Source organism: Streptomyces sp. NPDC096205 (assembly GCF_044763135.1).
GTDB lineage: Bacteria > Actinomycetota > Actinomycetes > Streptomycetales > Streptomycetaceae > Streptomyces.
In genome coordinates this window covers 843,276-863,932 of the sequence record NZ_JBIWFS010000002.1, presented here as the reverse complement: position 1 = coordinate 863,932, position 20,657 = coordinate 843,276, and the positions used below count along the sequence as shown (strand labels likewise).

16 protein-coding genes are annotated in these 20,657 nt (G+C 71.6%); 6 read left to right on the top strand and 10 right to left on the bottom strand.

The features are described 5' to 3' along the window. The first annotated feature begins 19 nt into the window (after positions 1-19). Positions 20-1,162 (top strand): tRNA dihydrouridine synthase DusB, encoded by a 1,143-nt coding sequence (gene dusB / locus ACIQ6Y_RS10370; protein WP_404035248.1) that lies wholly within the window; start codon positions 20-22, stop codon positions 1,160-1,162. A 95-nt stretch (positions 1,163-1,257) separates the two neighbouring features. Here dusB and ACIQ6Y_RS10365 read toward each other — a convergent pair whose 3' ends face one another. The 3 genes from ACIQ6Y_RS10365 to ACIQ6Y_RS10355 all read right to left on the bottom strand — a co-directional run bounded on the left by ACIQ6Y_RS10365 (position 1,258) and on the right by ACIQ6Y_RS10355 (position 6,403). Continuing rightward, positions 1,258-2,934: a CDP-alcohol phosphatidyltransferase gene (locus tag ACIQ6Y_RS10365; RefSeq protein WP_404035245.1), complete on the bottom strand. Its 1,677-nt coding sequence runs from the start codon at positions 2,932-2,934 to the stop codon at positions 1,258-1,260. 101 nt (positions 2,935-3,035) lie between these two features. Continuing rightward, positions 3,036-4,976 carry a glycogen debranching N-terminal domain-containing protein gene (locus ACIQ6Y_RS10360; RefSeq protein ID WP_404035242.1) on the bottom strand — a complete coding sequence of 647 codons (1,941 nt, stop codon included), beginning with the start codon at positions 4,974-4,976 and terminating at the stop codon, positions 3,036-3,038. Beyond that, positions 4,973-6,403 carry an MGH1-like glycoside hydrolase domain-containing protein gene (locus ACIQ6Y_RS10355; protein WP_404035239.1) on the bottom strand — a complete coding sequence of 477 codons (1,431 nt, stop codon included), beginning with the start codon at positions 6,401-6,403 and terminating at the stop codon, positions 4,973-4,975. Before ACIQ6Y_RS10355 ends, ACIQ6Y_RS10360 begins: the two co-directional genes overlap by 4 nt. Positions 6,404-6,533: 130 nt before the next feature. Here ACIQ6Y_RS10355 and ACIQ6Y_RS10350 point away from each other — a divergent pair, with 130 nt between their 5' ends. Next, a complete protein-coding gene (locus tag ACIQ6Y_RS10350; RefSeq protein ID WP_404035236.1) occupies positions 6,534-7,736 on the top strand; it encodes an ROK family protein in 1,203 nt (400 codons plus the stop codon). 338 nt (positions 7,737-8,074) lie between these two features. Next, entirely contained in the window at positions 8,075-10,861 is a 2,787-nt protein-coding gene (ppdK, locus tag ACIQ6Y_RS10345; RefSeq protein ID WP_404035234.1) for a pyruvate, phosphate dikinase, read from the top strand. A 218-nt stretch (positions 10,862-11,079) separates the two neighbouring features. Here the strand turns inward: ppdK and ACIQ6Y_RS10340 are convergent, their stop codons facing one another. After that, entirely contained in the window at positions 11,080-11,562 is a 483-nt protein-coding gene (locus ACIQ6Y_RS10340) for a hypothetical protein (RefSeq protein ID WP_404035231.1), read from the bottom strand. A 9-nt stretch (positions 11,563-11,571) separates the two neighbouring features. Next, positions 11,572-11,886: a hypothetical protein gene (locus ACIQ6Y_RS10335; RefSeq protein ID WP_404035228.1), complete on the bottom strand. Its 315-nt coding sequence runs from the start codon at positions 11,884-11,886 to the stop codon at positions 11,572-11,574. Positions 11,887-12,057: 171 nt separating this feature from the next. On the opposite strand from ACIQ6Y_RS10335, the gene ACIQ6Y_RS10330 reads away from it, so the two are divergent. Continuing rightward, on the top strand, positions 12,058-12,402 hold the full coding sequence (locus tag ACIQ6Y_RS10330) for a hypothetical protein (RefSeq protein ID WP_404035225.1): 345 nt from the start codon (positions 12,058-12,060) through the stop codon (positions 12,400-12,402). Between the two features lie 68 nt (positions 12,403-12,470). Here the strand turns inward: ACIQ6Y_RS10330 and ACIQ6Y_RS10325 are convergent, their stop codons facing one another. Together ACIQ6Y_RS10325 and ACIQ6Y_RS10320 are read right to left on the bottom strand one after the other, a co-directional pair. After that, positions 12,471-13,430, bottom strand: a complete 960-nt coding sequence (locus ACIQ6Y_RS10325) for a hypothetical protein (RefSeq protein WP_404035222.1) — start codon at positions 13,428-13,430, stop codon at positions 12,471-12,473. 168 nt (positions 13,431-13,598) lie between these two features. Continuing rightward, positions 13,599-14,759, bottom strand: coding sequence for an alkaline phosphatase PhoX (locus ACIQ6Y_RS10320; RefSeq protein ID WP_404035219.1), 1,161 nt, complete (start codon positions 14,757-14,759; stop codon positions 13,599-13,601). Between the two features lie 221 nt (positions 14,760-14,980). Here ACIQ6Y_RS10320 and ACIQ6Y_RS10315 point away from each other — a divergent pair, with 221 nt between their 5' ends. Next, entirely contained in the window at positions 14,981-15,409 is a 429-nt protein-coding gene (locus ACIQ6Y_RS10315; protein ID WP_404035217.1) for an excalibur calcium-binding domain-containing protein, read from the top strand. An 86-nt stretch (positions 15,410-15,495) separates the two neighbouring features. On the opposite strand, the gene nirD is transcribed toward ACIQ6Y_RS10315, so the two are convergent. The 3 genes from nirD to ACIQ6Y_RS10300 are packed head-to-tail and all read right to left on the bottom strand — an operon-like array spanning position 15,496 to position 19,657. Next, positions 15,496-15,846, bottom strand: a complete 351-nt coding sequence (gene nirD / locus ACIQ6Y_RS10310) for a nitrite reductase small subunit NirD (protein WP_404035214.1) — start codon at positions 15,844-15,846, stop codon at positions 15,496-15,498. Beyond that, on the bottom strand, positions 15,843-18,455 hold the full coding sequence (nirB, locus tag ACIQ6Y_RS10305; protein WP_404035211.1) for a nitrite reductase large subunit NirB: 2,613 nt from the start codon (positions 18,453-18,455) through the stop codon (positions 15,843-15,845). The genes nirD and nirB overlap by 4 nt, the downstream gene beginning before the upstream one ends. Continuing rightward, complete coding sequence (locus ACIQ6Y_RS10300; protein ID WP_404035208.1) at positions 18,452-19,657, bottom strand: NAD(P)/FAD-dependent oxidoreductase; 1,206 nt, start codon at positions 19,655-19,657, stop codon at positions 18,452-18,454. Before ACIQ6Y_RS10300 ends, nirB begins: the two co-directional genes overlap by 4 nt. Positions 19,658-19,869: 212 nt before the next feature. On the opposite strand from ACIQ6Y_RS10300, the gene ACIQ6Y_RS10295 reads away from it, so the two are divergent. Beyond that, positions 19,870-20,652 carry a sulfite exporter TauE/SafE family protein gene (locus ACIQ6Y_RS10295; RefSeq protein ID WP_404035206.1) on the top strand — a complete coding sequence of 261 codons (783 nt, stop codon included), beginning with the start codon at positions 19,870-19,872 and terminating at the stop codon, positions 20,650-20,652. The last annotated feature ends 5 nt before the right edge of the window (positions 20,653-20,657 follow it).

The following is a 20,657-nucleotide window of genomic DNA, read 5'->3' as shown; positions in this document are numbered from 1 at the left end:
GACACGGCACAATGGAGGAATGCCCACGCCCGCATCCCCGCTCACGATCGGCCCGCACACCGTCCAGCCGCCCGTCGTCCTCGCCCCCATGGCCGGGATCACGAACGCGCCCTTCCGCACCCTGTGCAGGGAGTTCAGCGGCGGCAAGGGACTCTTCGTCAGCGAGATGATCACCACCCGGGCGCTGGTCGAGCGCAACGACAAGACCATGCAGCTCATCCACTTCGACGCGACCGAGAAGCCGCGCTCGATCCAGCTGTACGGCGTCGACCCGGTCACCGTCGGCAAGGCCGTCCGCATGATCGTCGAGGAGGACCTCGCCGACCACATCGACCTGAACTTCGGCTGCCCGGTCCCGAAGGTCACCCGCAAGGGCGGCGGCTCGGCCCTGCCGTACAAGCGCAACCTGCTGCGGGCCATCCTGCGCGAGGCCGTCGGCGGCGCCGGTGACCTGCCCGTCACCATGAAGATGCGCAAGGGCATCGACGACGACCACCTCACCTACCTCGACGCCGGCCGGATCGCCGTCGAGGAGGGCGTCACCGCCATCGCCCTGCACGGCCGTACCACCGCCCAGCACTACGGCGGCACCGCCGACTGGGACGCCATCGCGCGCCTCAAGGAGCACGTGCCGGAGATCCCGGTGCTCGGCAACGGCGACATCTGGTCCGCCGAGGACGCCCTGCGGATGGTGCGCGAGACCGGCTGCGACGGCGTCGTCGTCGGACGCGGCTGCCTCGGCCGGCCGTGGCTGTTCGCCGATCTGGTCGCCGCCTTCGAGGGGCGTACGGACGACATCGCGCGGCCGTCCCTGCGCGAGGTCGCCGACGTCATGGTCCGGCACGCCACCCTGCTCGGCGAGTGGATCGGCGACGAGGCGCGCGGGGTCATCGACTTCCGCAAGCACGTGGCCTGGTACCTCAAGGGCTTCGCGGTCGGCTCCGAGATGCGCAAGCGGCTCGCCATCACCTCCTCCCTGGAGGAACTGCGCGCCGGGCTCGACGAGCTGGACCTCGACCAGGCCTGGCCGGTCGGCGCCGACGGCCCCCGCGGCCGTACGTCCGGCAACAACCGGGTCGTCCTGCCCGACGGCTGGCTGAAGGACCCCTACGACTGCGCGGGCGTCGGCGAGGACGCCGAGCTGGACACCTCCGGCGGCTGAACAGGGGCCGGGGACAGCCCCGTACGCCTCCGGCGGCTGACGAGCGGCTGACGAGCGAGAGACGAGCGGGACACGAGCGGGAGACGAGCGGCCGGTCAGCCCTTCGTCGGACGCGGCACAGACCCGTACGCCCGCAGGAACCGGTCGCGGAACGCGCTCATCCTCCACACCGGGGCCGAGTGCGCCGGCCGCAGGCCCTCCGTCCAGCCCCAGTCGTCGATCGCGGCCAGCACCTTCGGGTCCTTGGCGACGACCGACACCGGCACATCACGGCTCGCGTGGTCCCCGCTGACCCGGGCGATCGGCTGATGGTCCCCGAGGAAGACCAGCACCGTGTCGTCGGTGCCGTACCGCTGGAGCCACTGGGTCAGGCTGGTCACCGAGTACTGCACCGACCGGGCGTACTCCCGCTTCGAGCGCGCCGAGTCGGCGATGACGTCCTGCGGGTCCAGGCCCGCCTTCTCGATGCCGTCGAAGATCCGGCCGTCGCCCAGCTCGTCCCAGCCGACCGTGCGGGGGATCGGCGCCCACGGCTGGTGACTGGACGTCAGGATGACCTCCGCCATCAGCGGCTTGTCGTGCCGGCGGCCGTGCTCCAGACGCTGGAACGCCTCCAGCGCGTACTGGTCCGGCATCGTCGACCAGCTGAACTTCGGCCCCTGGTAGCCGAGATGGTGGGCGTCGTAGACATGGTCGAGGCCGTAGAACCGAGCCTCCGGCCAGCCCTTGCGCACCCCGGGCACGATGCCGACCGTGCGCCAGGCACCCGTCTTGCGGAACGCCTTCGTGAGGGTGAGGTGGTCGCCGGAGGTGACCGTGCGATAGCGGGCCTGGTTGGCGATCCACAGGCCCGACAGGAAGGTGGAGTGCCCCAGCCAGCTCCCGCCGCCGTACGTCGCCGAGGTCAGCCAGCCGCTGCGGGCCCGGTAACCGGCCTTCTCCAGGGCCTTCGTGCGTGCGTCCAGCGTGGCCGTGACCCCGGGCGCGATGCCCGGGTCCTCGATCGCGCTGCGGCCGTAGCTCTCGACGAACGCGAAGATCATGTCCTTGCCGCGCAGGTCCGGCACCAGCTGGCCGGGCGGGGTGGCGCCGAACGCGTCGGCCCGCGCCTCCTGCGCGAACTCCGCCTCGTCCCGCAGGGTCACCTGCACCCGCCGCGCCTGGCTCAGCGCCGCCTGCGCCGCCCGGTCGGCCGCGAACGGCACACCGCCGATCTGCAGCCCGAGCGCCGCGCAGGTCACCCACACCGTCCCGGCCACCAGCACCCCCAGGGACGCCTGCGAGCGATGCCGGTCCAGGGCGCCGGCCAGCCGTACGGTGGCCCACGCCAGCAGCGCGAACAGGGCGCCGACCCCCACGAGAGTGCCGGCCGTAGCGGCCAGCGCGGCCGTGCCGCCGAGGGTGTCGCGCAGATAGCCGTGGGCGTCGTCCAGCAGCTCCCAGTCGAGTACGGGGTTGAAGCCGCGGCCCAGATACTGCCGGAAGCCGATGTCCAGCACGTTCAGGACCGTCAGCGCGGCCAGCCCGACACCGACGGCCACCGCCACGGGCGTACGGGCCCGGCGCGGCAGGGCGAGCAGCACGATCGCGCCGATCACCGCCTCGCCGGGCAGCCGCACAAAGCGCACCGGACGCAGCGCGACGAGCGCGTTCGGCAGCAGCAGGGCCCCCAGCACCAGCACCGAGCAGAAGACCGTGACCGCGATGTGCCGGGTACCGCTCTTCGGCCAGAGGGCCTTCAGCCCGACGCCTTTCAGCCCAAAACCCCTCACCCGAGGTCCTTCCGTACGACGACGACGGCGGGCCCGGCACGGGGAGCCGGGCCCGCCGCCCCTTCGTACGGGGCGTCAGGGGACAGCGTTCAACCGAGGCGCTACGCCCCTCCCACCGCGGTCAGCAGTGCCAGCGGAGCCGCCGCCGCGCGGGACTCGCGGATGCACGCGTACGGGAAGGGCACCGGCTCGGCGTGGGCCTCGCGGGAGTAGCCGGCGAGCACCTCCGGCAGCCGGTTGCCGGTCGCGGCGGCCGCCTCCACCAGGGCGCCCGCGACCGTACGGGCCTCGTCGTGCAGGCCGTAGCGGGCCAGGCCCAGCGCGATGAGCGCGTTGTCGTGCGGCCACACCGAGCCGCGGTGGTAGGACAGCGGGTGGTAGGCGGGCTGCCCCGCGGCCAGGGTGCGCACGCCCCAGCCGGAGAAGAAGTCCGGCTCCAGCATCCGCCGGCCGACCAGTTCGCCGTACTCCTTGTCCAGCAGCCCGGACCACAGCAGATGCCCGGCGTCCGAGGCGAGGGCGTCGACCTGGCCGCCCTCGCCGTCCAGGGCCAGCGCGGGGAAGGAGCGGTCCGGCATCCAGAAGTCGCGCTGGAAGCGGTCGCGCAGATCGGCGGCGGACTGCTCCAGGAGCGCCGCGTACGTCGGGTCCTCCCACACCGTGCGGGCCAGCCACGCCGTGCGGCGCAGGGCGTCGTAGGCGTAGCCCTGGGCGCCCGCCGCCATCACCGGGCCGGTGGGGCGGGTGCCGTCGGCCCAGCAGATCGCGCCGGGGGAGTCCTTCCAGTTCTGGTTGGCGAGCCCGCCCTGGTCGGCGCGGTAGACCAGATAGCCGCGCGAGGTCAGACCGCCGTGGTCCAGCATCCAGCCGATCGCGGCGCGCGCGTGGGACTCCAGGCGGCGGGCGAGCGCGAGGTCGCCGGTGTGCTCGGTGTAGGCGCCGAGCAGGACGAGGAAGAGCGGGGTGGCGTCCACCGAGCCGTAGTAACGGCCGTACGGCACCTGGTGGAAGTAGGCCAGCTCGCCGTGGCGCACCTCGTGCACGATCTTCCCCGGCTGCGCCACCGACGCGGGGCCGCTGTGCTCACCGGCCTGCGTGGCGGCGAGCGCGGGCAGGGTCGCGGCGGCCAGCTGCGGGCGGTACGGCAGCGCGAACAGCGAGGTGAGCAGGGCGTCCCTGCCCAGCAGGGTGAGGAACCAGGGCGCGCCCGCGGCCGGGACGCGCAGCTCCTCGCCGTCCGGGCCCCGCGCCGGGACCTGGAGCGCGGCGAGGTCGGCCAGACCCCGCTCGCAGGCCGCGGCCAGCTCCGGCCACCCGGTCGGGAAGGCCATGCCCTCCACGAAACCGGCCTCCAGCGCCCGCAGCTGTCCGTCCACCGCCGCCGGGGAGGCCGGCACCCGCAGCGCCCGCTGCTCGCCGTGCGGCCGGGCCATCACCCGCAGGGTCAGCTCCGCGGTGCCGTACGGCTCCAGGTCCAGCGTCCACACCAGGCGCCGGGCGCCCGTGCCGGTCTCCTCCACGCCGTCCGGGGCCGGCTCGGAGCTGACCGTCGTACGGGAGAGCCATTTGCCGCGCTGGTAGGTGAACTCCACACCGTGGTCGAGGGCCTGGCGGTGGCGGACCGCGCCGGGCTTGGCGTAGGTGCGGTGGTCGGAGCGCAGCTCGAACTGGTCGGCGAAGTCGGCATCGGCGGTGATCGCCAGGCGCAGAGTGGTCGGCACCGGGCGGTTGCTGGTGATACGCACCGCCTCCACGAACGAGCTGTCGGCGACGGCCTGTTCCCGGAACAGCGTGTACGCGGCGGGCTCCAGGCGGCCGCCGCGCGGCACCAGGACACAGCGGGCCGTGTCCCCGTCGGCCACCGGGGTGAGCGTGTCGGGCACGGCCCCGTCGACCGTGAGCTGCCAGCGGCTCAGATGCCGGGCGTCCCGCACGAACAGCCCGTCGGGAAAACTGCCGCCCCGCACCCCGCTGATGTCGCCGCCGTCACCCACGGCGGCGAAGGTCCCGCCGTACACGAGCAGATGCTGCCGATCGGTCATGCCCGGTCCCCTCCCTTGTCCCTCATGTCCCTCAGGTCGAACGTCGGCGTGTGCAGCAGGTCCAGCGCGAGCGCGGCGGTCCAGCCGAAGCCGGTCGCCCCGCAGGCCTCGCCGGTGTACGGGTCGACGTACTCGGCGAAGCCGCTGTGCTGCGCGGTGTCCAGCAGCGCGCGGCGCAGGGCGTCGGCGCGCTCCCGCTCCCCGTGGAGGCGCAGGCCGCGCTCCAGCAGCCAGTTGGTGTTGAACCAGGCCGGCCCGCGCCAGTACCGGTGCGGGTCGAAGGCCTCGCCGAGCAGGTCGTAGCTCGGTGCGAGGCGGGTGGCGGTGCCGAGGCCGAAGTGGGGTCCGGTCAGGGTGCGCACCAGCGATACGACGGTGTCGCGCGGCAGCGTCGGCAGGAGCAGCGGGATCAGCCCGGACACGCCCCGCTCGGGGACGAGGCCCCCGCCGCGCAGGTCCCGGCACAGGAACTGGCCCGTCCGCGGGTCCCACAGCCGCTCGATCAGGGCCGCGGTGAGGCGTTCGGCGCGGGCGTGCCGGGCCGTGCCGCCGGCGCCCAGCTCGTGCGCGATACGGGCCAGCGCGTGCTCGGAGGCGATGAGGAGGGCGTTGAATGAGGGGTCCTCGACGGCGAAGTCGCTGGGCCCGTCGCCGTAGCTCCCGCCCGTCCCGTCCCTGTAGCCGCGGTCCCGGTAGTCCGCCGCCAGCCGCACGTACCGTCCGTAGTCCAGGTCCGTCGGCCGGTCCTCCGGGGCGCCGTGGTCGAGGTCGGCGCGGCGGAAGGAGCGGGCCGGGGCGGGGGTGACGCGGGCGAGCGCAGCGTCCCAGCTCGGGGCGTTGTCCATGCCCTGTTCCCAGGGGTGCACCACGGAGGCGAGGCCCCCGCCGCCGAGGTCGCGGCGGTGCAGGAGGTAGCGGTGCCAGGCGGCCAGCCGCGGGTGGAGACGGGCCAGGAAGCCGCGGGCCCGGGAGAGTTCGGGGTCGGCGAGGTGCACCAGCCAGGCGGCGAGCGCGTGCACCGGCGGCTGCACGATCCCCGAGGTCTCCACCCCGCGCGGGGCGCCCGCGGCGCGGCCGGCGGTGGAGGAGCGCCAGAAGTCGGGGCTCGGGAAGTACGCGTCGAGCGGCACCGAGGGGTTGAACACGATGTGCGGGACGCGCCCGTCGGCCCACTGGGCGGACAGCAGCGTCTCCAGCTCGGTCTGCGCCCGTAACGCGGACAGATGCCTGAGCCCGATCGCGATGAACGCCGAGTCCCAGGACCACTGGTGCGGGTAGAGGCCCCGCGAGGGCACCGTGGAGGTCCCCGTCCAGTTCTGTTCCAGCACCCGCGCCGCGCCGACGTGCAGCGGATGGGCGTGGACGGCCGGATCGTATGCAACGGACGTTTCGGTCCGGTGGGCGATGAGCTGGGCAGTGCGATCCACTCGGGGCTCCCGCAAGAATGGCACGGGCGGAACTGTCGACCGGTTCGGCAGTGGCTACCGCAGGGTTACGCCTATTTAACACGCAAAACTCAATATGTAATGCAAGCTTGGGAAACACAAGGGGGTGTGCATGACTGCCAGGAGTCAGGCGAGTGCGGGCGAGCTGCTCGAACTGGTGCGCAGCGGACGCGCCACCACGCGCGGTGCGCTGCAGCAGGCGACCGGCCTGTCCCGGGCCACCGTCGGGCAGCGCCTGGACCGGCTGTTCCGCGCGGGCTGGCTGCGCGAGGGGGCGGGCGGTCCGGTGGACTCCCCGCTCGGCGGACGCCCCTCCATCACGCTGGAGTTCGACGACGAACACGCGGTGGTGCTCGCCGCCGACCTGGACACCCGGCACGCGCGCGTGGCCCTGCTGTCGCTGACCGGCGAGATCCGCGCCGAGCGCAGCGGCACCCTGCTGGTCGAGGACGGCCCGGACGCGGTGCTCGACGCGCTGGGCCGCTGGTTCGCCGAGCTGCTGCCGCGGGCCGGCCACCGGCCCGAGGAGGTGTGCGGCATCGGGCTCGCGGTGCCCGGCCCCGTGGACAGCGAGACCGGCCGGGTGGTGCAGCCGCCGATCATGCCGGGCTGGCACGGCTACGACATAAGAGGCCGGCTGGCCAGGGCGTTCACCGAGTACACGGGCGCCGGGCAGGTACCGGTCCTGGTCGACAACGACGCGAACCTGATGGCGTACGGCGAACAGCGCACGGCCCACCCCGACTGCTCGGCGTTCGTCCTGGTGAAGGTCTCCACCGGCATCGGCGCGGGCGTGGTGGTGGACGGCTCGGTCTACCGGGGCATCGACGGCGGCGCCGGGGACATCGGGCACATCCGGGTGCCGGAGGGCGCGCAGGCGCTGTGCCGGTGCGGTTCCTACGGCTGTCTGGCCGCGGTCGCCAGCGGCGGCGCGGTGGCCCGGCGGCTGGCCGAGGCCGGGATACCGGCGGCCTCCGGCTCAGATGTGCGCGGCCTGCTCGCGGCCGGGCACCCGGAGGCGGTGGGCCTCGCCCGGGAGGCGGGGCGGCTGGTGGGGGAGGTGCTGGCGACCGTGGTGACGCTGCTCAACCCCGGCGTGCTGATGATCGCCGGCGATCTGGCCGGAACTCCCTTCCTGACCGGCGTACGGGAGCTGCTGTACCAGCGGGCGCTGTCGCGTTCCACCGCTCACCTGGACATCGTCACCTCGCGGCTGGGGGAGCGGGCGGGGCTGGTGGGGGCCGGGGCACTGGTGGTGGAGTACCTGTACGCGCCCGCGCGGGCCGAGGAGCGGCTGCGGGCGCTCGGGGTCTGAGGCACGCTGGTGACAAGCGGGTTTCCGGTCCGGACGGGGGTCCGCATGGTGATATCCGGGTTCCTGTGACAGCGTGATTCTCGCCACCCATGATAAGGGTTGCGCTCAGATGAGCGGATCAAGCGCGACTGCACTTCCTCAAGGGGTGGCACTGAGTGCCACCCCTTGATCGTTCATCGATCGAAATCAGACGTGCTGAAGTGAGCTCATCTGAGCGGGATGGACAGTCTCCGAGTGGTCTTGTGTTCAAGAGTTGAAAACAGCGCGGCTCGTTCGCTTACCAACCTTTGACTTTCGATCCGGTGGCGGACGACCGGTTACAGGCACATGACGCGCAAGTGGACCTCCCCAGGTGCCTTCGATCTGGGTATGTTCCTCGACGTCAGGGCAGCCACCGCGTCCTCCAGGAGTTGGGACCCGTGTCGGAAATTCAAAAGTTCGTTTACGACTTCACCGAGGGCAACAAGGACCTCAAGGACCTTCTCGGCGGTAAGGGTGCAAACCTCGCCGAGATGACCAACCTGGGTCTTCCCGTCCCTCCGGGCTTCACCATCACCACCGAGGCCTGCAAGGTCTACCTCGACAGTGGCGAGGAGCCGGTGGCACTGCGTGACGAGGTGAGTGCGCACCTCGACGCGCTGGAGCAGCGCATGGGCAAGCAGCTCGGCCAGGCCGACAACCCGCTGCTGGTGTCGGTCCGCTCGGGCGCCAAGTTCTCCATGCCCGGCATGATGGACACGGTCCTCAACATCGGCCTCTCCGACAAGTCGGTGCAGGGCCTGGCCAAGCAGGCCGGCGACGACCGGTTCGCCTGGGACTCCTACCGCCGCCTGATCCAGATGTTCGGCAAGACGGTCCTCGGCGTCGACGGCGAGCTGTTCGAGGAAGCCCTCGACAAGGCCAAGGACGTCAAGAAGGTCACGGTCGACACCGACCTGGAGGCCGCCGACCTCAAGAAGCTGGTCACCACCTTCAAGAAGATCGTCAAGAAGGAGACCGGCCGGGACTTCCCGCAGGACCCGCGCGAGCAGATGGACCTCGCCATCAAGGCGGTCTTCGACTCCTGGAACGGCGACCGCGCCAAGCTCTACCGCCGCCAGGAGCGCATCCCGCACGACCTGGGCACCGCGGTCAACGTCTGCTCCATGGTCTTCGGCAACCTCGGCCCCGACTCGGGCACCGGCGTGGCCTTCACCCGTGACCCGGCCTCCGGCCACCAGGGCGTCTACGGCGACTACCTGCAGAACGCGCAGGGCGAGGACGTCGTGGCGGGCATCCGCAACACCGTCCCGCTCGCGGAGCTGGAGTCGATCGACAAGAAGTCGTACGACCAGCTGATGCAGATCATGGAGACGCTGGAGAACCACTACAAGGATCTCTGCGACATCGAGTTCACCATCGAGCGCGGCCAGCTCTGGATGCTCCAGACGCGCGTCGGCAAGCGCACGGCGGGCGCGGCCTTCCGCATCGCGACCCAGCTGGTGGACCAGGGCCTGATCGACGAGGCCGAGGCGCTGCAGCGCGTCACCGGCGCCCAGCTCGCCCAGCTGATGTTCCCCCGCTTCGACGAGAAGGCGAAGGTCGAGCAGGTCGGCCGGGGCATCGCCGCCTCGCCGGGCGCCGCGGTCGGCAAGGCCGTCTTCGACTCCTACACCGCGGTGAAGTGGTCCCGTTCGGGCGAGAAGGTCATCCTGATCCGCCGCGAGACCAACCCCGACGACCTCGACGGCATGATCGCGGCCGAGGGGATTCTGACGAGTCGCGGCGGCAAGACCTCGCACGCCGCCGTCGTGGCCCGAGGCATGGGCAAGACGTGCGTGTGCGGCGCCGAGGAGCTCGAGGTCGACACCAAGCGCCGCCGGATGACCGTGCCCGGCGGGCACGTCGTCGAGGAGGGCGACGTGATCTCCATCGACGGCTCCAGCGGCAAGGTCTACCTGGGCGAGGTCCCGGTGGTCCCCTCCCCGGTCGTGGAGTACTTCGAGGGCCGGATGCACCCAGGCGCCGACGACGCCGACGAGCTGGTCCAGGCCGTGCACCGCATCATGGCCTTCGCCGACCGCAAGCGCCGCCTGCGAGTACGGGCCAACGCCGACAACGCCGAGGACGCGCTGCGCGCCCGCCGGTTCGGCGCCCAGGGCATCGGCCTGTGCCGCACCGAGCACATGTTCCTCGGCGACCGGCGTGAGCTGGTCGAGCGGCTGATCCTGGCCGACACCGAGGACGAGCGCGAGGAGGCTCTCCAGCAGCTCCTTCCCCTCCAGAAGAAGGACTTCGTGGAGCTGTTCTCCGCGATGGACGGCCTGCCGGTGACGGTCCGGCTCCTGGACCCGCCGCTGCACGAGTTCCTGCCCGACATCACGGAACTCTCGGTCCGCGTGGCCCTCGCCGAGTCCCGCCAGGAGCCGCACGAGAACGACCTGCGCCTGCTCCAGGCGGTCCACCGCCTGCACGAGCAGAACCCGATGCTGGGCCTGCGCGGCGTACGCCTCGGCCTGGTCATCCCCGGCCTGTTCACCATGCAGGTCCGCGCGATCGCCGAGGCGGCCGCCGAGCGCAAGAACGCCAAGGGCGACCCGCGCGCGGAGATCATGATCCCGCTCGTCGGCACCGTCCAGGAGCTGGAGTTCGTCCGCGAGGAGGCCGACCAGGTCATCGCCGAGGTCGAGGCCGCGACGGGTACGTCGCTCAACCTCTCGATCGGCACGATGATCGAGCTGCCGCGCGCCGCGGTGACGGCGGGCCAGATCGCCGAGGCGGCGGAGTTCTTCAGCTTCGGTACGAATGACCTGACCCAGACGGTGTGGGGCTTCAGCCGGGACGACGTGGAGGCCTCGTTCTTCACGGCGTACCTGGAGAAGGGCATCTTCGGCGTATCGCCGTTCGAGACGATCGACAAGGACGGCGTCGGCGCCCTGGTCAAGGCCGCGGCGAAGGCGGGCCGTGAGACCCGCCCCGACATCAAGCTCGGCGTCTGCGGCGAGCACGGCGGCGACCCGGAGTCGGTCCACTTCTTCCACGAGGTCGGCCTCGACTACGTCTCCTGCTCCCCGTTCCGCATCCCCGTGGCCCGCCTCGAGGCCGGCCGCGCGGCCTCCCAGTCGGAGGGCAGCGACCACCGCTGACCTTCCGGTGAGGGGCAGCGACTGCCGCTGACCTCCTGCCGGAGGGACAGCGACCACCGCTGACCTCCCGCAAGCCCCGGAGCCGCCGCTGGTCCCCGACCCTCAGTACCGATCGGCGGCGGCTCCGGACCACGAAGAAGAGGCGGCACCCGTGCGGGGGTGCCGTCTCTTCGTGGTGCTGTGCGGGAGCGGCCGTATGTACGTCTGCGGGGTGGCACTCAGCCGCGAGCCGCTCCTTCGGGCCACACGACGTCGACGGGCAGCCCCGCCTCGCGAGCTTCGAGCACGGTGTCGGCGGTGCCTCCGCCCTTCCCGCTCGGGGGAGCCCCGTCCCACACGGCGGCGAGACGGTCGGCACGACGAAGGAGTTCGCGGTTGGCTGCTTCGTAGGCCGCGCGGTTCGCGGTCTCGTTGTCGAGCACGATCACTTCGTGAGCGGCCGCGGTGAGCCGGTCGAACGTCGCTGCATGGGCGGGCTTGACCTTGTTCGCCCGGTAGTCCTTGGACGGGATGATCGCGACGAGGTGGCCCCCCAGCTCCAGGACCACTTCGGCGAACAAGGAGTCAGACCCCTTGGCGATGCACGAGACGCCCGTGAGGTCGCCGGAGTAGGGCTTGAGCGTCTTCCGGAGGGCGTCGCGCACCAGAGGCACGCTGCTGTCGGTCAGGTCCATGTGCCCGGTCACGGCGATCGTGGTCACGTTGCTCCTTCAGCTCGACAGGACTTCGCGGATTCTGGCCCGCGCCTCGCCGACGGTACGCGAGGCGGACCGGCCCACCGTGTACGGGTACAGCTGCCCGAGCTGTGCGCGGACCCGGCTGGACCGGGTGCGCGCGGCTGCGTCGACTGCGCGGTGCGTGTGGCTCACCGCGACCGTGACATCGCCCAGCAGGAAGTGGCACTCGGCGAGGCCGATCAGGTCGAGGGCGTAACTGCGGCCGGCCTCGGCCCCCCTCTTCGTGAGGGCGGCGTGGATGTTCTGCGCTGCTGCTTCCGCGTGGCCCCGGGGGTCCTGGCGGGCCATGTCGAGAAGGCGACCGCCAGTGACTCCGGCCAACTCGGCGTCGTCGAAGTAGGCGATCCAGTAAGGCTCATCTTGCGTCCCGCCGTCAGCCAGAGCTTCAGCTGCCTCCGCGGTCGCCCGCTTGAAGGCTGCCGGCCGGAACGCGCGCCCACGGCCGGGAGCCGATCGACGGTGCTCACCGCGGCCACGATCCGAGCGCACTACCCGCTGCGCCTGGTCCTGGCCTTCCATCTGCCCGGCGTCGAGTTGGTGTACTACGCCGACGAGGCCGGGACGGCGCTGCAGTTCCAGCGGGACGACGGCTCGTGGGCGCGTGTTCCGCTCGCCGGGGAAGACACCGGCGTGGTGACGTACGGCGGCGACGACGAACTGTGGAAGCAGGCGGAAGCGGCCTGGGAGTGGTGGAACTCCGTGGGTCGGCCCGGTCAGGATCGGTTCGGCTACGCCCGGGGGGCCGACGGCCGTGCGTATGTGTGGCACCTCCCGGATGGCGCGGTCTGGCACCTGCCCGTGTGACGTGGTGTGTCGGTTCCGCGGGGAGGGGGCGGCACCCGTGCGGGGTGGCGCCCCCTCGGAGAGGGGGGTCAGGCGGTGCAGCCGGGGATCGTGCCCGGTGGGGCGCAGTTGTCCGGGATGTTGTTGCGGACCATGGTGTTGGTCAGTGTCGCCGTGCCGCCGTCGTTGTAGAGGCCGCCGCCGCTGCCGGGGCCGCCGTTCGCGGTGTTGCGTTCCACGGTGGAGTTGCGCAGCGTCGCCGTGCCGCCTTCGTTGTAGATGCCGCCGCCTCGGTTGGCGGCGGTGTTCTCGCGCACGGTGGAGCGGTCCAGCGTCATCGTGCCGTAGCCGTTGCCGCCGATGTTGTAGATACCGCCGCCGTTGGTAGGGGAACTGTTGTTGCTCACCGTGGAGCGGGTGAGCGTCAGCGTGCCGTTCTGGTGGCGGATGCCGCCGCCGACGTCGCCGTTCGCGGTGTTGTGGGTCACCGAGGAGCGGTCCAGCGTCAGCGTTGAGCCGACGCTGTCGATGCCGCCGGCGCCGTGAGCTGCGACGTTGTCGCGCACTGCGGAGTTCCTCAGCGTCAGCGTGGCGCTGTTGCCGATGCCGCCGGCGTAGAAGATGGAGGAGTTGTTGCGCACGGTGGAGCGGTCCAGCGTCAGTGTGCTGCCGCTGTGGTTGAAGATGCCGCCGCCGTAGGTGTCGTTGCCCCCGGTGATGGTCAGGTTGGTCAGCTGTACCTGGGAGAAGCCGACCGTCACGGTGGTGCCGGTCCCGTTGCCGTCGAGGACCGCGTTTCCGAGGCCGATCAGTGTCAGGTCCTTGTGGATGGTGAAGTTGCCGACGCAGGTCCCCCGCACGCGCAGTGTGTCCCCCGGTGAGGCGGCGGTGATCGCGGGCTGCAGGGCGGCGGGGTTGCCGTTGCAGTTCACCACGGTCTGGGCGGCGGCCGGCGCCGCCCCGGTCAGGCCGGCCGCCGCCGCCATCACCACCGCCGTCGCCGCCGGCACCCACAGGCGCCCCACCCTCCAGGTCGTTCGCATGGTCATCCCGCTTTCTCCTGTTCTGTGTGGAACAAGGGATGCCCCGCCGGGTGGGAGGCGCGCCATCGCAGGCCGGGATCTCAGCCGAACGGCGGGCGGGACGACCGGGGTGTGCCATGAACCGACGAGGACGGAGGAGCGCCGCGCGTGTCTCCTACGAACGGAACGGGCCGGTTACGACCGGAACGGCCCCGTCACCTCGTACGTGATGCCGCCCGACGAGGAGCCCGTGGTGCCGCGCTGGCTGGAGAAGTAGAGGCGGCGGCCGTCGGGGGAGAAGGCCGGGCCGGTGATCTCGGAGGAGGACTGGCCGTCGATGCGGAGGAAGGGGGCGACGATGTCGTCCGGGGTGATCAGGCAGATCTCCATGTTGCCGCCGTCCTCGGCGACGTAGAGGTCGCCGGAGGCGGAGCCGGTGATGTTGTCGACGCCGGTCAGAGGGGCCGTGCCGCCGGTGACCAGGGAGTCGTCGTAGGCCAGCTCGTAGGTGTTGTTCAGGAGGTTGAGCTGCCAGACACGGTTGTCGCCCTTGGTGGTGAACCACACCGTGTCGTTGGCGTAGTGGCAGCCCTCGCCGCCGTTGAAGGACTTCGACCCCGAGACCTGGGTGCGGGTGGTGGTGGGGGAGCCGTCGGGGTCGGGCACGTTCGCCCAGCTGAAGGAGCCGGAGGTGCCGGAGCCGGCGACCATGACCTGGAGGGTGCCGGAGGAGAGGTTGCCCCAGGTCGTGGGGACGAAGCGGTAGAAGCGGCCGTCCGTCTCGTCCTCGGTCAGGTAGACGACCTTGCGCACCGGGTCGGCGGCAGCCGCCTCGTGCTTGAAGCGGCCCATCGCCGGCCGCTGCACGGCCGCGTTCACGCCGAACGGGTCCGTCTCGTAGACGTAGCCGAGCGACACCTCCTCGCAGGACAGCCAGGTGTTCCACGGGGTCTTGCCGCCCGCGCAGTTCTGCCGGGTGTTGGACAGGATGCGGTACGCGCCGGTGATCTGGCCGGTCGAGGAGAACCTGACCGCGCTCGCTCCGCCGCCAGGGTTGATCTCCGAGTTGGAGACGTAGATCCAGCCCGTGCCGTCGGCGTAGCAGGCGCCGCCGTCGGGGGCGTTGTGCCAGGTGTAGGAGGTGCCGGAGACCGTCTGGCCCGACCGGGCGACGACCCGGCTGGTGAAGCCGCTGGGGAGCCGGATGCTGTTGGCGTCCGGGGAGCCGAGGGACCCGTAGGGGCCGGTGCCGGGCTGGGCCGGGGCTGCGTAGGCGGCGCCCCGCCACAGGGTTCCGCCGAAGACGGCGGAGGACCCGCCGAGGATGGCCGCACGCAGGACAGTACGACGTTCCACGTTCACTCCAAGAGGGTGCCGTGACCGCCCGCCGTCGGGCAGACGACGGGGCCGTGCGCTGATGGACCCTAGGGGAGCGCGGTTGACGGGCCATGGACAACCCGTGACGCTTCGCCGTACGGCAGATCCCTCACGCCCGGTCACGAAACCATTACACGTCCTTCACAAGCGGGGGTGCGACCGTACGGTCGTCCCCTGATCCGACACCCGTGGGGGGCCACATGAACAACCCTTGTAAGCGCTCTGTGCTGCCCGTCCTCGCCCTCGCCCTCCTCCTCGGAGTCGGCGGGTGCGGGAGCGACGACGGCGACGACGGCGATACGGCGACCGATGCCAAGGCCCTGGCGGCCTCGGCCGCACCCACGGTCACCGTCACCGCGACCGCCACCGTCACCGAGACCCCGGCCGCCGCCGAGCCTGAGCCGGCCGTCACCGTCACGCGGACGGTCCGGGTCAAGGAGACCGTACGGGTCACGCAGACCGTCACCGCCGAAGCGGTCGAGGACTACGGCAGTGACGACTCCGGCGGCTCCGTCTACTACGACAACTGCAGCGCGGCCCGCGCCGCCGGTGCCGCGCCCGTGTACGCGGGCGACCCCGGCTACGGCAGCCACCTGGACCGAGACGGCGACGGGGTCGGCTGCGAGTGACAGGCGCCAAGCCCCCCGCGTGAAACGCCGCGAGGCGCGCACCCGGTCGGCATCGGGTGCGCGCCTCGCGGCGGGCCGGAAAAGATTCAGTACGTGCGGACCTCGTACGTCGTCACCCGTACCGCGTCGTCGTCCAGGCAGACGCCCGTCTCCAGGTCGAAGCGCTGCTTCAGAAGCGGCGAGGCGACGTAGATGCGGCCCTCGTGGGTGCCGGTGAGGCCGCGGGAGAGGACGGCCGCGCCGTTGAAGGGGTCGCGGTTGTCGATGGCGTACAGGCGGCCGGAGCGGTCGCGGAAGAGGGCGACCTGGTTGCCGTCGGGGAGCAGCGCGGCCACGCCCCGGCCCGGCAGCAGCCGGCTCAGGTCGCAGACGGTCAGCCAGTCGCCGGCGAGCTGGATCTGGACCTTCAGGTCGGTCGTCTCGGGTGCCAGGGTCATCGCTGGGTGCTTCCTTCCAGGAGGCCCTCCGAGGGGCGCAGTCCGATGGTCAGCAGCGGCAGGTCGGGCTTGATCTGGTCGCGCTCGGGGACGAAGCCGACGACCGGGTCGGGGGTGTCGGGCGCGTTCACGAAGGACACGAACCGGGCGAGCTTCTCGGGGTCCTGGATGGTCTCGGCCCACTCGTCGCGGTAGTTGGCGACGTGGTCGGCCATCAGCGACTCCAGCTCCTCGCAGATGCCGAGGGAGTCCTCGACGACCACGTCACGGACGTGGTCCAGGCCGCCGGGGATGCGGTCCAGCCAGGTGGAGGTGCGCTCCAGGCGGTCGGCGGTGCGGATGTAGAACATCAGGAACCGGTCGATCAGGCGGATCAGTTCCTCGTCGGTGAGGTCCTGCGCGAGCAGGTCCGCGTGGCGCGGGGTCGCGCCGCCGTTGCCGCCGACGTAGAGGTTCCAGCCGTTGGAGGTGGCGATGATGCCGAAGTCCTTGGACTGGGCCTCCGCGCACTCGCGGGCGCAGCCCGACACGGCCGACTTCAGCTTGTGCGGGGAGCGCAGGCCGCGGTAGCGCAGCTCCAGGTCGATCGCCATGCGCACCGAGTCCTGCTGGCCGTAGCGGCACCAGGTCTCGCCGACGCAGGACTTCACCGTGCGCAGCGCCTTGCCGTAGGCGTGGCCGGACTCGAAGCCGGCGTCCACGAGGCGGGTCCAGATCAGCGGCAGCTGCTCGACGCGGGCGCCGAACATATCGATGCGCTGACCTCCGGTGATCTTGGTGTAGAGGCCGAAGTCCCGGGCGATCTCGCCGATCACGATGAGTTTCTCGGGAGTGATCTCACCGCCGGCGATACGAGGGACGACGGAGTACGAGCCGTTCTTCTGGAGGTTGGCCAGAAAGTGGTCGTTGCTGTCCTGCAGCGCGGCCTGCTCGCCGTCCAGGACATAGCCGCTCGCGCCGATCGTCGGGGCGAGGGAGGCGATGATCGAGCCGACCGCGGGCTTGCAGATCTCGCAGCCGTCGCCGCCGCGGGCCTCCTCTCGGCCGTAGCGGTCGAGCAGCTCCTGGTAGGAGTTGATGCGCAGCGCCAGGACGATCTCGTACAGCTCCTCGCGGGTCTGCGAGAAGTCGCCGCACAGGCCCTTGTCGACCTCGACGCCGCTCGCCTCCAGCTCGGCGTCCACGAGCTGGCCGAGGACCTTGATGCAACTGCCGCAGCCCGTACCGGCCTTGGTGCACTTCTTCACCTCGGGCACGGAGGTGCACTGGTGGTCGGTGACCGCGCCGCGGATCTGGCCCTTGGTGACGTTGTGGCAGGAGCAGATGATCGCCTCGTCCGGCAGCGCGGTCGGGCCGAGCTGCGCAGACTCGCCCGCGCCGGCCGGCAGCACCAGGCTCTCCGGGGCGATCGGCGGGACCGTGCCGGTCAGCGCGCGCAGCGTGCCGTACGCCTCCGCGTCGCCGACCAGGATGCCGCCGAGCAGCGTGCCGTCGCTGGCGATGACCAGCTTCTTGTACAGGCCCGAGCGGGAGTCGGAGTAGACGACGTCCAGGGAGTCCTCGGCGGCGCCGTGCGCGTCACCGAAGGACGCCACGTCCACGCCGAGCAGCTTCAGCTTCGTCGACAGGTCGGCGCCGGTGAACGACGCCTCGTCGGCGGCGATGGTCGCGGCGGCGGTCTTCGCCTGCTCGTAGCCGGGGGCGACCAGGCCGTACACGCGGCCGTCGGCGGCCAGCGCGCACTCGCCGATCGCGAACACGCTCGGGTCGGTGACCGTACGGCACTGCTCGTCGACCGAGATGCCGCCGCGCTCGCCGACCGCCAGGCCGCTCTCACGGGCCAGCTGGTCGCGGGGGCGGACACCGGCGCTGAACACCACCAGGTCGACGGAGAGTTCGGAGCCGTCGGACAGCTTCATGCCGGTGACGGCGCCGTCCTCGCCGACCACGATCTCCTGCGTGCCCACCCCGGTGTGGACGGTGAGGCCCATGCCCTCGATGGTGCGCAGCAGCGCCGCGCCGCCGCCCTCGTCGACCTGCACCGGCATCAGCCGGGGCGCGAACTCCACGATGTGGCTGTCCAGTCCGAGGCCCTTGAGCGCGCCCGCGGCCTCCAGACCGAGCAGACCGCCACCGACGACCGCGCCGGTCGTACGGGTCTTGGCGTACTCCTCGATGGCGAGGAGGTCCTCGATCGTGCGGTACACGAAACAGCCCGCGGCGTCCTTGTTCGGCACCGGCGGCACGAACGGGTAGGAGCCGGTGGCCAGCACCAGGTAGTCGTAGGCGACGACCAGACCCGAGCGGGCGGTGACCGTCTTGGCCTCACGGTCGATCGTCTCCGCCGGGTCGCCCAGGTGCAGCTCGATGCCGTTGTCCTTGATGAACTCCATGTCCGTCATGGACAGTTCCTCGGGCGAGGTGCCCGAGAAGTACGAGGTGAGGTGCACGCGGTCGTACGCGGGGCGGGGCTCCTCGCACAGCACCACCACGCGGTGGTTCGCCGTCAGGCCGCGCTCGGCGAGCGACTCCAGGAAGCGCTGGCCGACCATGCCGTGGCCGACCAGCACGATCGTGGGAGTGGGGGTGGCCCCCGGGGTGGCGGTCATGAGGAGCCTCCATCGTTGGTGAGCAGGTGGAGCAGAGGGCCGTCGTCGGGGAGCGGCTCTGCTCCCTCCCAGGCGCGCGCCAGCGCGCCCACGGTGCCCAGTTCGCCGACGAGAACCCCGCCGACCAGACGGTCGTCGCGGACGACGACCTTGCGGTAGGTGCCGCGGGTGGCGTCGGCGAGCTGCACGACGTCGTCCCCGGGCTGCGGCACGGTCTCGCCGAACGCGGCGAGGTCCAGGCCGGTCAGGGTGAGCCGGGTGAGGGAGCGGGTGCCGCGGTAGCGGGCGGCCGACCGGCCGGCCAGCAACTCGGCGAGCACGTCGGCCTGTTCCAGCGCGGGGGCGGCGAGGCCGTAGATCTCGCCGTCGTGCTGGGTGCAGTCGCCGATCGCGAAGATGTGCGGGTCGGAGGTGCGCAGCTCGTCGTCGACGAGGATGCCCTTGTGCACGGAAAGACCGGCGTCCTTGGCGAGGCCCACCCGCGGGTGGACGCCGCAGGCCAGGACGACGATGTCGGCGTCGAGGGCGTATCCGTCGGCCATCTCCACCGAGCGGACCGCGCCGCCGACGCAGCGCACGTCACGCACCCGGCACTCGGTGTGCACCTCGACGCCGAGGCCGGTCAGATGCCGGCGGACGAGCTGGGAGGCGGCCGGGTCGAGCTGGCGCTCCATGAGCCGCTCGGACTGCTGGGCGAGCACCACCTGGGCGCCGCGCAGGGCGAGCGCGCGGGCGGCCGACACACCTAGGAGCCCGCCGCCGATCACCACGGCCTTGGTGCGGGGCCGTACCGCCTTGGACAGGCCCAGGCAGTCGTCCATGGTCCGGAACGCGTGCACGCCCTCGGGCAGCACATGGTCCGGGGTGAACAGGCCCCGCAGCGGCGGCAGCACCGGGTTGGAGCCGGTGGCCAGGACCAGCGTGTCGTATGCGATCTCCGAGCCGTCCGCGCACGCCAGCGTCCGCGCGGCCCGGTCGATACCGGTCACCCGGGCCCGCACCAGGTCCGCCGGGGCGGGCAGTGCGATCACATCGGGGCTGTACCGTCCGGCCAGCACCTCGGCGAGCAGCACCCGGTTGTAGGGCCGGTGCTCCTCCTCGCCGACGAGCGTCACGGGCGTGCCCAGCTCACCGAGCCGCCGGGCGAGCCGTACGCCCGCGAGGCCGGCGCCGATCACCACCACACGCGAATTCGAGGTCATGGCATCGAGCGTGCGGTGCGGGTGTTACCCGACCGCATCGCGTCTGTTTCACGGGGGGAACTCTGCCCTCAGCGGGAGTGGACCTCCTGTGTGAGGGAACGCCGGGAAACTCGGGAGACCTCTGTGAGGGAACGCCGCGAAGCTCAGGAGACCCTCAGAACCCCCGAAACAACATGGACACGGCATGTATCCCGTCCCGTAGGGTCGCCGTCGTGCCCGACATATCTCTCGCCATGATCGCCCTGCTGTGCCTGGCTGCCCTCGCGGCCGGGTGGATCGACGCCGTGGTGGGCGGTGGCGGGCTGCTGCTCCTGCCCGCGTTGCTGCTGGGCCTGCCGGTCTCCACTCCGGCCGCGTACGCGCTGGGCACCAACAAGGCGGTGGCGATCGTCGGCACCACGGGCGCGGCGGTGACCTACGCCCGCAAGGCGCCGGTCGATGTGCGCACGGCCGTACGGATCGGGCTCGCGGCGCTCGCCGGGTCCTCGGCGGGGGCGTTCTTCGCGGCGGGGATGAGCACGGAGGTGCTCAAGCCGGTGATCATGGTGGTGCTGCTGGGCGTCGCCGCCTTCGTGATCCTGCGGCCCGCCTTCGGCACCGCACCGGCCCCCGGCCCGGTCACCCCCCGCCGCATCCTCGCCGCGATCGGCCTGGCCGGCCTCGGCATCGGCTTCTACGACGGCCTGATCGGCCCCGGCACCGGCACCTTCCTGGTCCTGGCGCTGACCGCCGTACTCCATCTCGACCTGGTGACCGCCTCCGCGACCGCCAAGATCGTCAACTGCTGCACCAACGCCGGCGCCCTCGCGATGTTCGCCTGGCAGGGCACCGTGCTGTGGCAGCTCGCCGCGCTCATGGCCGTCTTCAACCTCGCCGGCGGCACGCTGGGCGCCCACACCGCACTGAAGAAGGGCAGCGGCTTCGTACGGGTCGTCCTGCTGACGGTGGTGTTCACCCTGGTGGCGAAGCTGGCGTGGGAGCAGTGGCTCGCCTGAGGTGA

What these genes read in the sequence shown, in the direction of transcription:
- nirB (WP_404035211.1), bottom strand. Translation starts at nt 18,455, where the DNA reads ATGACCGCCACCCCGGGGGCCACCCCCACTCCCACGATCGTGCTGGTC.
- nirD (WP_404035214.1), bottom strand. Translation starts at nt 15,846, where the DNA reads ATGACCCTGGCACCCGAGACGACCGACCTGAAGGTCCAGATCCAGCTC.
- ACIQ6Y_RS10350 (WP_404035236.1), top strand. Translation starts at nt 6,534, where the DNA reads ATGACTGCCAGGAGTCAGGCGAGTGCGGGCGAGCTGCTCGAACTGGTG.
- ACIQ6Y_RS10335 (WP_404035228.1), bottom strand. Translation starts at nt 11,886, where the DNA reads ATGGCCCGCCAGGACCCCCGGGGCCACGCGGAAGCAGCAGCGCAGAAC.
- ACIQ6Y_RS10300 (WP_404035208.1), bottom strand. Translation starts at nt 19,657, where the DNA reads ATGACCTCGAATTCGCGTGTGGTGGTGATCGGCGCCGGCCTCGCGGGC.
- ACIQ6Y_RS10315 (WP_404035217.1), top strand. Translation starts at nt 14,981, where the DNA reads ATGAACAACCCTTGTAAGCGCTCTGTGCTGCCCGTCCTCGCCCTCGCC.
- ACIQ6Y_RS10325 (WP_404035222.1), bottom strand. Translation starts at nt 13,430, where the DNA reads ATGACCATGCGAACGACCTGGAGGGTGGGGCGCCTGTGGGTGCCGGCG.
- dusB (WP_404035248.1), top strand. Translation starts at nt 20, where the DNA reads ATGCCCACGCCCGCATCCCCGCTCACGATCGGCCCGCACACCGTCCAG.
- ACIQ6Y_RS10360 (WP_404035242.1), bottom strand. Translation starts at nt 4,976, where the DNA reads ATGACCGATCGGCAGCATCTGCTCGTGTACGGCGGGACCTTCGCCGCC.